Below are 13477 nucleotides of genomic sequence, written 5' to 3'. Positions count from 1 at the left end.
CATTAAGAAAGGCGTTAATCACCCATGTCATTTACAACTAATAAATACGATGCCTGCATAGCAGGTATTTATGAGCACCCGTTGAGGGTTGCGCCAAACCATACAGTGGCACAGTTGCATGCCGAAGTTGCTAGAGGTGCTTTGCAAGACGCAGGTCTCACTTTGGATGATGTAGATGGATATTTCTGTGCTGGAGATGCGCCTGGAATGGGTCCTGTATCCATGGCAGATTATTTGGGCCTAAAAAAATTAACTTATCTTGACTCTACTGATACTGGTGGATCGTCTTACCTAACCCATGTTAATCATGCAGCTCGAGCGATCGCTACCGGTCAATGTAAGGTTGCGCTCATTACTTTGGCGGGACGCCCCAAGTCTGAGGGATCGAGTGGTACGCAGGTCCGTAGTCAATGGGCTAGCGCTCCTGACTTTGCCTTTGAGAAACCCTATTCACCAGCACCATTAAATACCTATGCCATGTGCGCAATGCGTCACATGTATGAGTTTGGTACCACTAGTGAACAATTGGCTTGGATTAAGGTGGCAGCATCCCATCATGCGCAACATAATCCCAATGCTGCTTTAAAAGATCTTCTAACAGTGGATGATGTTCTCAATTCGCCGATGATTGCGGATCCATTACATCGTGCTGATTGCTGTGTAGTGACCGATAGTGGCGGTGCTTTGGTAGTAGTTCATCCTGATATTGCTAAGACGCTAAAGAAGCCCGTTGTAACCATGATGGGTGCGGGCGAAACAACCAAGGGTCAAATGGGTGGCAAGGTAGATTTAACTTATTCAGGATTGAAATGGGCGGCACCTTTGGCGTTTAAGGAGGCAAAGCTGACGCCAGAACAAATTCGTTATGCCTCTATTTACGATAGTTTCACCATTACAGTATTGATTCAACTGGAAGATCTTGGGTTCTGCAAAAAAGGGGAGGGCGGCAAGTTTGTTGAAGGCGGTCAGCTTATCTCTGGCAAAGGAAAATTAGCATTTAATACAGATGGTGGTGGCTTATGTAATAACCACCCAGCAAATCGTGGTGGTATGACTAAAGTTATTGAAGCAGTTAGACAGTTGCGTGGTGAGGCGCATCCAGATGTGCAAGTACCAAACCTTGAGTTTGCATTAGCCTCTGGTATTGGTGGGGCGTTAGGCACTCGTCACGGCGCTTCGGTATTAATTATGGGGAGATTGCAATGAGTCAAGTGAATCAAAAAAATTCAGAGCATTCAGAGCATCGACTGCCAAGTCCTATTGCGAATCCCGAGAACAAACCCTTTTTGGATGCTGCGCAGATTGGTGAGTTACTGGTAAAACATTGCAATACTTGTAATCAGGCGCATTACTATCCGCGAACCATTTGTCCGCATTGTGGTAGCGATGACACGACTTGGGTTAAATCTGCAGGACTAGGGGAGATCTACTCATATACCGTCATGCGCCGTGGTGTTGAGGTTCCATTTGCAATGGCATATGTCAAATTGCAAGAAGGGATTTCTATGTTGACCCATCTTACCAACTGCGATTTTGATTCCATTCGGGTTGGGCAAAAAGTGAAAGTGGTATTTCAAGAAACGCAAGATGGTCAGAAAACCCATCTCTTTGAGCCCGCCTGATTTTTAATCAAGCCTTAACAAAGCTTTCTTAATGCCTCAAGATAATTCTCGGGGTTAAGAGGTCTTCCCTCTCTCTGAGATTCCCACATCACTTGCCCCAGGCATTCCATCATGAGATGCTGGGCTTCATGTTCCGAGCCTAATTTGTGACTGAGTTTTTCAGCAATCTCTTTAATGCCAGGCGGTTGATTAATGGAGATCTGTTCGCTAATCGATAGATGCATGGATAAATGCAAAAAAGGATTGGTTTCTCCGCGATCAGGTGTGTAGTCTTGAGTCAATGCACCATCTGGGTCAGTCAATAGAGAGTGGTATTCAGGATGTTGTGCAATCCAATCGCCGGCAAGTGTTTCCATCGGATCTAAAACCTGCCCATCAGATTTTTTCTTCCAGGTGTCACAGAAAAAACGTCGGACTTCTTCGCGAGTAGGATTAAATAGTGCCACGAACTTTTCCCTTTGCCGTTTTCTGTTTAAATCCACAGAGTGGTTCAACAACGCATTGTGCACACTCTGGATTGCGTGCCTTGCAAGTATATCTGCCATGCAAGATTAACCAATGATGTGCATCTAAAAGATATTCTTTGGGAACACGCTTAAGCAATTGATGCTCAACTTCCAAGACGTCTTTGCCAGGCGCTAGACCTGTGCGGTTAGATACCCGAAAAATATGGGTATCGACTGCGATGGTGGGTTGACCAAAAGCTGTGTTCAGAATGACATTAGCGGTTTTTCTGCCGACCCCAGGTAAGGCTTCTAGATCTTCTCTGTTCTGCGGCACCTTACCACCATGCTTGTCAATGAGCAGACGGCAGGTTTCTTGAATATGTCTTCCCTTGGAATTAAATAAACCAATATGTTGTATGTAGGGGCGCACTCCTTCTTCGCCTAAATCGAGAAGTGCTTGAGGTGTATTAGCAACCTTAAACAGTTTACGAGTGCCTTTGTTGACTGATACATCGGTTGCCTGTGCCGAAAGTAGTACAGCAATGAGCAATTCAAAAGGCGAGTTGTATTCTAGTTCAGTAGTGGGTTTGGGATTATTTGCTTTGAGTTGCTCAAAAAAGGCACGACGCTTTTCTGGATTCATCATGATTTTTGCTGAGCCCTTGCAATCGCGGCGGCAATAATTGCGCGCTTACGCTCTTTCTCTTTTTCTTCTTCGGCTGAGGAGGGCTGCTCTGCATTTACAGCGGCTAATTTAACTGCTGCTTTTTTGGCCAAGCGTTCATCATTATCTTTTTGCTCGCGATCTAATCGGCGCTCACGATCATGATAGCGTTGGCGTGCTAATTCAGCTAAATCTGCATCCCAAGCATCCCAGCCTGTTTGCTTACCTGTGACATTGATCATCGAGATGCAGTCAACTGGACATGGCGGAATACAAAGATCGCAGCCAGTGCACCACTCTGATAGTACGACATGCATTTGTTTAGAAGCGCCAACGATCGCATCGACAGGGCATGCCTGAATACAAAGAGTGCAGCCAATACATTTTTGCGGATCGATAAAGGCTACTGCTCGTGGACGCTCAACGCCGCATTCAGGGTTGATGTTTGGATGCAAATCGAATGCATCTTGTGGGTAGATTGGTGTTAATACTTGGCTAAGTCGTTTAATGCCCTCAACGCCGCCTGGCGGGCATTGATTGGGTGCAGCCTCACCCTTGGCTAAGGCTTGGGCGTATCCTCTGCAATCGGGATAGCCGCATTTAGTGCATTGGGTTTGAGGAAGAAGATCCTCTAGGCGATCAGCAAGCTCTTTCACCTCGTTGGGCTTCATCAATTGGGAGTTTCCAATTTAAATGAGAGACGCTAAGGTCTCTCATTTTTATTCATTAGCACCAGATTTGCGTTTTCCAGGCTGATGCTCTCGAATAAAGGATTTAATTTTTGGGTAAACCTTTTCACGCCAACGGCGACCAGCGAAGATGCCATAGTGACCAGCGCCTGCTACTTCGTAATGCGCTTTAGATTCTTTCGGAATACCCGCGCATAAAGCATGGGCTGATCGTGTTTGGCCGCTTCCGGAGATGTCATCAAGCTCACCTTCTACTGTGAGTAGAGCAGTCTTTTTGATATCTTGTGGCTTCACCAGTTTGCCAGCAACTTCCCATGTGCCATTTGGTAAGGCGTAGTCTTGGAATACTGTTTTAATCGTGTCGAGATAGAACTTCGCATCTAAATCGAGGACGGCATTGTATTCATCATAGAAACGAATATGCGCTTCAGCATCTTCTTCATCTCCACGCACAAGATTTGTGAAGTAATCCCAGTGTGATTGCAAGTGGTTTTGTGGATTCATGGCAATAAAGCCAGTATGTTGCAAGAATCCTGGATATACACGACGACCAGCGCCTGGATAGCTAGGTGGAACCTTATAAATTACGTGGCTTTCAAACCAGTCGTGAGATTTTTGTTCTGCCAAGTTATTTACAGCAGTCGGTGACTTGCGTGCATCAATTGGGCCGCCCATCATGATCATTGAAGCAGGAGTCTTTTCACCTGCAGAAGCCATTAATGAAATGGCGCCCAATGTAGGAACTGTAGGCTGACAAACCGAGATCACATGTAAATTTTCAGCGCCGATAAAACGGACAAATTCTTGGACATAGTGAACATAATCATCTAGGCCAAATTCACCTTCGCTGACAGGGACGTTGCGAGCATCAACCCAATCAGTGATGTAAACCTTGTGATCTTGCAATAGTGTGCGAACAGTATCGCGTAGCAATGTTGCATGGTGGCCAGAGAGCGGTGCAACGATTAGAACAGAAGGATCCTCTTTAAGTCTCTTGATGGTTTCAACATCATCAGAGAAGCGCTTAAAGCGAATTAAGTTACAAAATGGCTTTGCAACTTTGGTGATTTCATGAATCGCAACATCATGTCCATGTGCCATCACAGAGCGAATGCCAAATTCTGGCTTTTTGTAGTTTTTGCCTAAGCGATAGAGGAGTTCATAGCTAGCAGCTAAACGCTCAGAGCCTGGAACTTTGGACGCAGGGTTAGATGCATTAATCAGGGCTTCAGAGGCTGCGCGCGCCCATGAGCTTACTGGCTGAAGTAAGGCTTTTTGGAACTCGTGTAACTGATAAAGCATGCTACCTCCTCTAAATCTTGATTACTACTTTAGGCTAAAACGCGAGCAATTGCTTTGACTACCTTATCAATATTTTTAGTATTGAGAGCAGCCACACAAATACGTCCAGTGGAGAGGGCATATATGCCATCTTCTTTTTGCAAACGATCTACTTGTTCAGCGGTTAAGCCAGAATAAGAAAACATACCGCGTTGTTTTTCAATAAACGCGAAATCTTGTTTGACGCCAGCAGCGGCTAATTTTTGCACCAATCCCTGACGCATTGCTTTAATGCGATCACGCATTTCTGCTAACTCATCTTCCCAGAGTTTGCGCAGCTCAGGCGAATTTAGAACGGCTGCGGCAATAGCTGCACCATGGGTAGGCGGGTTTGAGTAGTTTGTACGAATAACACGTTTTAACTGCGATAGCACGCGTGTGGATTCATCTTTACTTTGTGTCACGATAGACAAGGCTCCAACACGCTCACCATAGAGTGAAAATGATTTGGAGAAAGAGCTAGAAACAAAAAAGGACATGCCAGATTCGGCGAAGAGACGTACTGCGACGCCATCTTGATCAATACCCGCAGCAAAACCTTGGTAAGCCATATCCAAAAATGGAATGAGACCCTTGTTCTTGCAGATATCAATCACTTGACGCCACTGCGCTTCAGTAATGTCTGCGCCTGTTGGGTTATGGCAGCAAGCGTGCAACAAGACAGTTGTATTTTTTGGAAAAGACTCAAGAGACTTCACCATACCGTCAAAATCAACACCGCGAGTTTTGCCGTCAAAGTAGGTGTATTCAAGCACTTCAAAGCCAGCAGATTCAAAAATGCCGCGATGGTTTTCCCAGGTGGGGTTGCTGATTGCGCATGGCGCATTCAAATTCAAACGTTTAATAAAGTCAGCGCCAACACGCAATGCGCCAGTTCCGCCTAAGCATTCTGCGGTAACCACGCGACCATCTTTAATTAATGCTGAATCCGCACCAAACAATAAGTTTTGTACAGCGCTGTTGTATGGATTTGGACCTTCGATTGGAATATAGCTACGTGGAGAATGTTTTGCCACAATCGCCTCTTCAGCCTTAATAACAGCCTTTAAAAGAGGCACCTTGCCTTCATCGGTGTAGTACACGCCAACACCTAAGTTCACTTTGTCAGGACGTTGATCGGCAACATAAGCTTCTGTGAGTCCGAAAATAGGGTCTTTTGGGGCTAATTGAACTGAGGCAAACAGGGTCATTTGGTATTAAAAATGGTGGTTTATGGGTGGTTTTGTTATTAATTGACGTTAAATTAGGCTAAATTGTCTGTTTTTGTAATCAGAGCTAACTATTTCTTAATAAAAACGGCAAAATCATTGTTTGTACAAAATTCGCTGTGAAGAAAACTCACAGATGAAATGATAGCCGAGATGCCCCCTAAGTTTAGTAAAACTGACACAAAAATAGAGCCTAAGGCTGCTCAAAAAAATGCCAGCTCCTATCCTCAGGAGAATGCTGGGCATGAGCTCGATCCAGCCAAATTTGCGACCTTTCCGGACTCCCCTTACCAGCTCTACCAGCCATTTCCCCCCGCTGGAGATCAACCGGCAGCTATTGATGCCCTAGTGGAGGGGGTTGAGGATGGTCTGACCTATCAAACCCTATTGGGAGTTACGGGGTCTGGCAAGACTTTCACGATGGCCAATGTGATCGCTAGAACTGGTCGTCCAGCCATTGTTTTTGCCCCGAATAAGACTTTGGCTGCCCAGCTTTACAGTGAATTTAGAGAGTTTTTCCCTAAAAATGCGGTCGAGTACTTTGTGAGCTACTACGACTATTACCAGCCAGAAGCCTACGTTCCTCAGCGCGATCTTTTTATCGAGAAAGACTCCTCTATAAATGAGCACATTGAGCAAATGCGCTTATCGGCAACTAAGAGTTTGTTAGAGCGTCGGGATGTGGTGATTGTGGCCACCGTTTCAGCAATCTACGGTATTGGCAATCCTGGCGACTATCACAGCATGGTGATGACTCTGCGACCTGGTGACAAAATGAGTCAGCGCGATATTTTGGCTCGACTCATTGCCATGCAGTATGAGCGTAATGAAATGGATTTCAAGCGCGGTGTATTTCGAGTGCGCGGTGACACTATTGATATCTTCCCGGCAGAACATAATGAATTAGCACTGCGGGTTGAATTATTTGATGATGAAGTAGAGAGTCTGCAGTTTTTCGATCCGCTGACTGGAAAGATTCGCCAAAAAATTCCGCGCTTTACTGTTTATCCAAGTTCGCACTATGTCACGCCGCGCGAAACGGTTTTGAAAGCGATTGAAACCATCAAAGAAGAATTGCGAATTCGCTTAGATGAGTTTGTCAAAGATGGAAAACTGGTTGAGGCTCAGCGCTTAGAACAGCGCACGCGTTTTGATTTGGAAATGTTAAATGAGCTGGGATTTTGCAAGGGGATTGAGAACTACTCGCGTCACCTTTCGGGGGCCGCTCCAGGCGAGGCTCCGCCTACCTTGGTTGACTATTTACCAAATGATGCATTGATGTTTTTGGATGAGAGTCATGTGCTCATTGGTCAATTAAATGCCATGTATAACGGCGACAAGTCTCGCAAACACACTTTGGTTGAGTTTGGTTTTCGTTTGCCGTCCGCAATGGATAATCGCCCGCTCAAATTCACTGAATTTGAAACCAAAATGCGCCAAACAATTTTTGTATCGGCAACACCTGCTGAATATGAAAGTCAGCATCAAGGCCAAGTCGTTGAACAAGTGGCTAGACCTACAGGTTTAGTTGATCCCGAAATTGAAGTGTTGCCAGCAAGCACGCAGGTTGATGATTTGCTCAGTCAAATTCATGAGCGTGTAAAAGTGGGTGAACGGGTCTTGGTAACGGTGCTAACAAAACGGATGGCAGAGCAACTGACAGACTTTCTTTCTGATAACGGCGTAAAAGTGCGCTATGTGCATTCAGATATAGATACCGTTGAACGTGTTGAGATTTTGCGCGACCTCCGGCTGGGCGTATTTGATGTGTTAGTTGGTATTAACTTACTTAGAGAGGGTCTAGATATTCCGGAAGTATCTTTAGTAGCTATTTTGGATGCTGATAAAGAAGGCTTTTTGCGCTCTGAACGTTCGCTTATTCAAACCATCGGCCGTGCTGCTCGCAATGTTCGGGGCAAGGCAATCCTGTATGCCGATAAGGTCACTGATTCCATGCGTAGGGCAATGGGTGAAACGGAGAGGCGTCGTAGCAAGCAAATTGCCTTCAATAAGACTCATGGAATCGAGCCTAAAGGGGTTCAAAAGCGCATTAAAGACATTATTGATGGTGTTTATGACGTTAAAGAAAAGCGTCAAGAGATGGCTGTTGAGCAAGAGCGAGCCCATTATGAGGACATGAGTGAGAAAGACTTATCCAATGAAATCAAACGCTTAGAGAAACAGATGATTGCTGAGGCGAAGAATTTGGAGTTCGAAAAGGCAGCCAGTACGCGGGATCGGCTCTCCAAAATCAAGGAAATGGCTTTTGGGGCGCGCTCCAGGGATCTCCCAAGCTAATTCAGTTTGCCACGCGCCTGGTGGGGTTTTTTGAGATAATTCCCGAGCAGATTGCTAGGGATTATGGTAAAGTTGAGTGGAATAGTCAGGTATTACCAAGCTGTCTATTAGCTGTCCATAACAATCCATTACCAAGGTGACATATGAGACTTACAACCAAAGGTCGTTTTGCAGTAACCGCCATGATTGATTTAGCCCTGCGTGAAGCGCATGGTCCTGTGACGCTGGCAGGAATTAGTCAGAGACAAAAAATTTCGCTTTCTTACCTCGAGCAGCTATTTGGCAAGCTACGTCGCTTCAACATTGTTGAAAGCACACGTGGCCCTGGAGGTGGATACACGTTGGCTCGCCCCTCTAATGAGGTGAGCGTTGCCGACATCATTGTGGCGGTTGATGAGCCTTTGGATGCTACTCAGTGTGGTGGTAAAGGTAATTGCCATACCGATGAAGAAAATCATGGTCGCTGTATGACGCATGATCTGTGGAGCAATCTCAATCTAAAGATGGTTGAGTACCTCAGCTCAGTGACCTTGCGTGATTTAGTGCAGCAGCAAGAAGGGCGCGGCATTGTGATTCAAGATATGCGTCCTAAGAAGATCAAAATTGAAGGTACAAAAGCTGAAAAACCAGCCCCAGTACTTGCAGCAAAAAAAGAAGTTGCCCCAAAAGCGCCGCTAGTCAACTCAGTATTTAATTTGGCGCGACAAAGTTAATTAGCAATTCTTCCTTTAGAAATACAACATGAACGCACCACAAGACCTTCCACAACAACCGGTTCCGATGTTTAGCCCTAAACACTTTCCGGTGTATATGGACTATTCCGCAACAACTCCAATAGACCCTCGTGTTGTCGACAAAATGCTGCCATATTTGCGCGAGCAATTTGGTAATGCTGCTTCCCGCAGTCATGCATATGGTTGGGCAGCAGAGGAGGCGGTTGAGTGGGCGCGTTCGGAAATAGCGCTACTAGTGCATGCTGATCCAAGAGAGATCGTGTTTACTAGTGGTGCTACTGAGAGTATTAATTTGGCCTTGAAGGGTGCTGCCCACTTTTACAAGGATCGCGGTAATCACATCATTACCGTTAAAACTGAACACAAAGCGACCTTGGATACTTGCCGTGAATTAGAGCGCGAAGGTTTCGAAGTTACTTATTTAGATGTGCTGCCAAATGGCCTAATTGATTTTGCTCAGCTTGAGACTGCAATGAAGCCAGGTACCATTTTGACATCTGTCATGTATGTCAACAATGAGATTGGTGTGGTGCAAGATATTCCTCGCATTGGTGAGTTATGTCGTTCTCGTGGCGTGATCTTCCATGTAGATGCTGCCCAAGCAACTGGTAAGGTTGAAATTGATCTTGAGAAAATCAAGGTAGATCTGATGAGTTTCTCTGCTCATAAGACTTATGGTCCCAAAGGTATTGGCGCATTATTCGTGCGTCGTAAACCACGTATTCGCATTGAGGCACAAATTCATGGTGGTGGCCATGAGCGCGGCATGCGTTCAGGCACTTTGGCAGTTCACCAAATTGTGGGTATGGGCGAAGCTTTCCGCATTGCTCGCATTGAAATGGCTGAAGAGAGTAAACGTATTCGTGCCTTGCGTGATCGCTTATTGGCTGGTTTAAAAGATATTGAAGAAGTCTATGTGAATGGCGATATGGAAAGTCGTGTGCCACATAACCTGAATATCAGCTTTAACTATGTGGAAGGTGAGTCGATGATGATGGCTCTCAAAGATCTGGCAATCTCATCAGGTTCCGCTTGCACCTCCGCTTCACTAGAGCCGTCTTATGTATTGCGCGCCTTAGGTCGCAATGATGAATTGGCTCACAGCTCAATTCGCTTTACCTTGGGCCGATTTACTACTCAAGAGGAAGTGGATTTCACAATTAAGTTAGTGAAAGAAAAGATTGCGAAGTTGCGTGAACTATCCCCATTGTGGGAAATGTATAAAGATGGAATTGATCTCAGCACCATTCAGTGGGCTGCGCACTAAAGAAACAAAATAGAGAAATTAAAGAGGAAATACCATGGCATATAGCGATAAAGTCATTGACCATTATGAAAACCCCCGTAATGTGGGCTCCTTTGAAAAGGGCGATAACAGTGTAGGTACTGGTATGGTTGGCGCCCCAGCATGTGGTGATGTCATGAAACTGCAAATCCGCGTGAATGATCAAGGCGTTATTGAAGATGCAAAGTTCAAAACCTATGGTTGCGGTTCTGCGATTGCTTCATCTTCTTTGGTTACCGAGTGGGTAAAAGGTAAGACCTTAGATCAAGCTCTTGAAATTAAGAACTCCTTAATTGCCGAAGAATTAGCATTGCCCCCTGTAAAGATTCACTGCTCAATCTTGGCTGAAGATGCCATCAAGGCGGCAGTGGCTGATTACAAAGAAAAGCATCCTGCAAAATAAGTTGAGTAGAAATACTAGTGATTTAATTCGAGATCCAACATGGCAATTACCTTAACTGAAAAAGCAGCAAAGCACGTTAACCGAAACCTAGAGAAACGCGGCAAAGGTTGTGGCTTACGATTGGGTGTTCGCACCACCGGCTGTTCTGGTTTGGCTTATCAGTTGGAATATGTGGATGAGCCTGCTGCAGAGGATCAAGTATTTGAATCTAATGGTGTTAAAGTTTTTGTAGACCCAAAAAGCTTGGCTTACCTAGATGGAACGGAACTGGATTTTGTGCGCGAGGGTTTGAACGAGGGATTTAAGTTTCAAAATCCGAACGTAAAAGATGAGTGTGGTTGTGGCGAATCTTTCCGCGTCTGACGATTACTTTCGATTCTTTGGCATTCATCAGCAATTCAACATCGACTTGCCTGCACTTGATCAGGCATATTTAGCAATACAGAAAGAGGTTCATCCAGACCGACATGCTCGTGGAAGTGAAGCCGAGCAACGTTTGGCTATGCAAATGGCTACCTTAGCGAATACCGCATATCAAACCTTAAAAAATCCAATTCAGCGTGGGCTCTATTTATGTCGGTTATATGGTGTAGATGCCAAGTTGGAAACAAATACTGCTATGCCAGCTGCGTTTTTAATGAAGCAAATGGAGTGGCGCGAAGCGCTTGATGAACAAGCGGAAGAGTTGCCAGAGCTTGAGGCCTTAATGACTGAGGTAGAGGAATCCAAATCGAATATCTTGGTGGAGATTGCTCAAGCTATTGATGGCGCTAAAAATTATCAACGTGCTGCCGAACTTCTTCGAGGCTTATTGTTTGTTGATAAGTTCGCAAGTGAGTTAGATGATGCAATTGCGGCGCTAATCTAGCGATACACTGATCTTATGGCCTTATTGCAAATCTCAGAACCCGGTAAATCGCTCGCACCGCATCAGCGTCGGATTGCTGTGGGTATTGATTTGGGGACCACAAACTCATTGGTAGCGATTGTGCGCGATGCGTTACCAAAAGTATTGCCTGACGAGCATGGTCGTGAATTGCTTCCTTCCGTGGTGCGTTATTTACCCAATGGCCGAACCCAGGCGGGTTTTGAGGCCCTAGAGAATGCGGTAATCGATCCTAAAAACACCATCATTTCAGTAAAACGCTTCATGGGGCGCGGCCTAAGTGATGTAGAAAACAGTGAGAGTGCCCCATACGATTTTGTAGATCAGCCTGGCATGCTCAAGTTGAGGACAATTGCTGGCGACAAGAGTCCTATTGAAGTCTCTGCTGAAATCTTGGCGCGTTTGCGTCAGTTAGCCGAGGATTCTGTTGCTGAAGATATTGTTGGTGCAGTGATTACTGTTCCAGCTTATTTTGATGATGCCCAACGGCAAGCAACCAAAGATGCTGCAAAGCTGGCTGGTGTTGAAGTACTGCGTCTATTGAATGAACCAACTGCAGCGGCAATTGCGTACGGCTTAGATAATGCTTCTGAAGGTGTTTATGCAGTGTATGACCTCGGAGGTGGCACATTCGATATCTCTATATTAAGAATGAGTAGGGGTATTTTTGAGGTGCTTTCTACAGGCGGAGATTCTGCTTTAGGTGGCGATGACTTTGACCACCGCTTGTACTGTTGGGTTCTAGAGCAGGCAAAACTACCACCTTTATCTGTTCACGATCATCGCACTTTGCTCCAGGCATGTAAGCATGCAAAAGAATTGTTAAGTCATAACCCATTAGCTCGTGTACATGAAACCCTATCTGATGGAACTGTAGTGAACGTTGGGGTTAGTCAAGCCCAATTTTTTGAGATCACCCAAAACTTAGTGACCAAAACTTTAATGGCATGTAAAAAGGCTCTGCGTGATGCAGGCCTAAAGGCCGAAGATGTTAAGGGTGTTGTGATGGTTGGTGGCTCTACTCGTATGCCTAATGTGCAGCGTGCAGTTGGCGAATTATTTGGTACTCAGCCATTAAATAATTTAAATCCTGATCAGGTCGTTGCATTAGGTGCTGCTATGCAGGCAGATTTGCTGGCTGGTAATCAAAGCAAAGATGATGAGTGGCTCTTGTTAGATGTGATTCCATTGTCACTGGGTTTAGAGACTATGGGCGGTTTGGTTGAAAAAATTATTCCGCGCAATACGCCGATCCCTGTGGCAAGAGCCCAAGACTTTACAACTTTTAAGGATGGGCAGACCGCATTGGTCGTACAAGTTGTTCAGGGTGAGCGCGAACTTGCTCAAGACTGTCGTTCTCTTGGTCGTTTTGAGCTAAGGGGAATACCGCCAATGGCCGCGGGTGCCGCACGCATAAGAGTGACCTTTCAGGTAGACGCTGATGGTTTGTTATCGGTTAGTGCTATTGAGCAAGGTTCTGGTGTAAAGGCCTCGATTGATATTAAGCCTTCTTATGGCTTAACGGATGCTGAAATCACGCGCATGTTGCAAGATGGTTTTGCTTCTGCCAAAGAGGATTTACTGGCGCGATCCCTGAGAGAAGAGCAGGTTAGTGCTCAGCGTTTGATCGACGCCGTGCAGACTGCGCTAGCAAGTGATCGAGAGCTTTTGAATCAAGAGGAGCAATCTGCAATTGATGCGGAAATTCAGACTCTTCAAGCAATCCTAAAAAATGAAACTGATAGCGCAGTGGTTCGTAAGGCGGTTGATCATGCGGCTAAAGCAACTGATGATTTTGCGCAGAAGCGAATGAATGCCAGCATACAGAAAGCATTAGCTGGAAAAAATGTTACTGAAATCTAAGATAGATAAAAATCAACCATCAAATAATAAGAAGCCAT

Annotated in this window: 14 protein-coding genes; 9 read left to right on the top strand and 5 right to left on the bottom strand. The window is 45.4% G+C overall.

Annotated features, from left to right (window positions below):
- The first annotated feature begins 24 nt into the window (after positions 1-24).
- A complete protein-coding gene (locus NHB34_RS07440) occupies positions 25-1206 on the top strand; it encodes a thiolase domain-containing protein (protein ID WP_353427012.1) in 1182 nt (393 codons plus the stop codon).
- Positions 1203-1622, top strand: a complete 420-nt coding sequence (locus NHB34_RS07435) for an OB-fold domain-containing protein (RefSeq protein WP_353427011.1) — start codon at positions 1203-1205, stop codon at positions 1620-1622. The genes NHB34_RS07440 and NHB34_RS07435 overlap by 4 nt, the downstream gene beginning before the upstream one ends.
- A gap of 14 nt (positions 1623-1636) precedes the next feature.
- Here the strand turns inward: NHB34_RS07435 and NHB34_RS07430 are convergent, their stop codons facing one another.
- Genes NHB34_RS07430 through NHB34_RS07410 form a run of 5 tightly spaced genes read right to left on the bottom strand, consistent with a single transcriptional unit; the run spans position 1637 to position 5952 of the window.
- Positions 1637-2068, bottom strand: coding sequence for a DUF1841 family protein (locus NHB34_RS07430; protein ID WP_353427010.1), 432 nt, complete (start codon positions 2066-2068; stop codon positions 1637-1639).
- Positions 2055-2711 (bottom strand): endonuclease III, encoded by a 657-nt coding sequence (nth, locus tag NHB34_RS07425; protein ID WP_353428575.1) that lies wholly within the window; start codon positions 2709-2711, stop codon positions 2055-2057. The genes NHB34_RS07430 and nth overlap by 14 nt, the downstream gene beginning before the upstream one ends.
- Positions 2711-3403 (bottom strand): electron transport complex subunit RsxB, encoded by a 693-nt coding sequence (gene rsxB / locus NHB34_RS07420; RefSeq protein ID WP_353427009.1) that lies wholly within the window; start codon positions 3401-3403, stop codon positions 2711-2713. Before rsxB ends, nth begins: the two co-directional genes overlap by 1 nt.
- A 48-nt stretch (positions 3404-3451) precedes the next feature.
- Positions 3452-4723, bottom strand: coding sequence for a polyhydroxyalkanoate depolymerase (gene phaZ, locus NHB34_RS07415; RefSeq protein ID WP_353427008.1), 1272 nt, complete (start codon positions 4721-4723; stop codon positions 3452-3454).
- Between the two features lie 29 nt (positions 4724-4752).
- Positions 4753-5952, bottom strand: a complete 1200-nt coding sequence (locus tag NHB34_RS07410) for an amino acid aminotransferase (RefSeq protein WP_353427007.1) — start codon at positions 5950-5952, stop codon at positions 4753-4755.
- A 159-nt stretch (positions 5953-6111) separates the two neighbouring features.
- Here NHB34_RS07410 and uvrB point away from each other — a divergent pair, with 159 nt between their 5' ends.
- The 7 genes from uvrB (at position 6112) to hscA (ending at position 13439) form a co-directional block, all read left to right on the top strand.
- Positions 6112-8268 carry an excinuclease ABC subunit UvrB gene (gene uvrB, locus NHB34_RS07405; RefSeq protein ID WP_353427006.1) on the top strand — a complete coding sequence of 719 codons (2157 nt, stop codon included), beginning with the start codon at positions 6112-6114 and terminating at the stop codon, positions 8266-8268.
- Positions 8269-8411: 143 nt separating this feature from the next.
- Positions 8412-8981 carry a Fe-S cluster assembly transcription factor gene (locus NHB34_RS07400; protein WP_353427005.1) on the top strand — a complete coding sequence of 190 codons (570 nt, stop codon included), beginning with the start codon at positions 8412-8414 and terminating at the stop codon, positions 8979-8981.
- A gap of 67 nt (positions 8982-9048) precedes the next feature.
- Entirely contained in the window at positions 9049-10269 is a 1221-nt protein-coding gene (locus tag NHB34_RS07395) for an IscS subfamily cysteine desulfurase (RefSeq protein WP_353428574.1), read from the top strand.
- A gap of 34 nt (positions 10270-10303) precedes the next feature.
- A complete protein-coding gene (iscU, locus tag NHB34_RS07390) occupies positions 10304-10690 on the top strand; it encodes a Fe-S cluster assembly scaffold IscU (protein ID WP_173956180.1) in 387 nt (128 codons plus the stop codon).
- Between the two features lie 39 nt (positions 10691-10729).
- On the top strand, positions 10730-11053 hold the full coding sequence (gene iscA, locus NHB34_RS07385; RefSeq protein ID WP_068948041.1) for an iron-sulfur cluster assembly protein IscA: 324 nt from the start codon (positions 10730-10732) through the stop codon (positions 11051-11053).
- On the top strand, positions 11031-11558 hold the full coding sequence (gene hscB / locus NHB34_RS07380; protein WP_353427004.1) for a Fe-S protein assembly co-chaperone HscB: 528 nt from the start codon (positions 11031-11033) through the stop codon (positions 11556-11558). The genes iscA and hscB overlap by 23 nt, the downstream gene beginning before the upstream one ends.
- Before the next feature lie 15 nt (positions 11559-11573).
- On the top strand, positions 11574-13439 hold the full coding sequence (gene hscA, locus NHB34_RS07375; protein ID WP_353427003.1) for a Fe-S protein assembly chaperone HscA: 1866 nt from the start codon (positions 11574-11576) through the stop codon (positions 13437-13439).
- The last annotated feature ends 38 nt before the right edge of the window (positions 13440-13477 follow it).

Source organism: Polynucleobacter sp. MWH-UH19D (assembly GCF_040409795.1).
Classification (GTDB): domain Bacteria; phylum Pseudomonadota; class Gammaproteobacteria; order Burkholderiales; family Burkholderiaceae; genus Polynucleobacter.
Note: the sequence above shows the minus strand (reverse complement) of the source record. Positions and strands in the feature narration are given on the sequence as shown.

What these genes read in the sequence shown, in the direction of transcription:
- NHB34_RS07435 (WP_353427011.1), top strand. Translation starts at nt 1,203, where the DNA reads ATGAGTCAAGTGAATCAAAAAAATTCAGAGCATTCAGAGCATCGACTG.
- NHB34_RS07440 (WP_353427012.1), top strand. Translation starts at nt 25, where the DNA reads ATGTCATTTACAACTAATAAATACGATGCCTGCATAGCAGGTATTTAT.
- rsxB (WP_353427009.1), bottom strand. Translation starts at nt 3,403, where the DNA reads ATGAAGCCCAACGAGGTGAAAGAGCTTGCTGATCGCCTAGAGGATCTT.
- phaZ (WP_353427008.1), bottom strand. Translation starts at nt 4,723, where the DNA reads ATGCTTTATCAGTTACACGAGTTCCAAAAAGCCTTACTTCAGCCAGTA.
- NHB34_RS07410 (WP_353427007.1), bottom strand. Translation starts at nt 5,952, where the DNA reads ATGACCCTGTTTGCCTCAGTTCAATTAGCCCCAAAAGACCCTATTTTC.
- nth (WP_353428575.1), bottom strand. Translation starts at nt 2,711, where the DNA reads ATGAATCCAGAAAAGCGTCGTGCCTTTTTTGAGCAACTCAAAGCAAAT.
- hscA (WP_353427003.1), top strand. Translation starts at nt 11,574, where the DNA reads ATGGCCTTATTGCAAATCTCAGAACCCGGTAAATCGCTCGCACCGCAT.
- uvrB (WP_353427006.1), top strand. Translation starts at nt 6,112, where the DNA reads ATGATAGCCGAGATGCCCCCTAAGTTTAGTAAAACTGACACAAAAATA.
- NHB34_RS07400 (WP_353427005.1), top strand. Translation starts at nt 8,412, where the DNA reads ATGAGACTTACAACCAAAGGTCGTTTTGCAGTAACCGCCATGATTGAT.
- iscU (WP_173956180.1), top strand. Translation starts at nt 10,304, where the DNA reads ATGGCATATAGCGATAAAGTCATTGACCATTATGAAAACCCCCGTAAT.
- NHB34_RS07395 (WP_353428574.1), top strand. Translation starts at nt 9,049, where the DNA reads ATGTTTAGCCCTAAACACTTTCCGGTGTATATGGACTATTCCGCAACA.
- iscA (WP_068948041.1), top strand. Translation starts at nt 10,730, where the DNA reads ATGGCAATTACCTTAACTGAAAAAGCAGCAAAGCACGTTAACCGAAAC.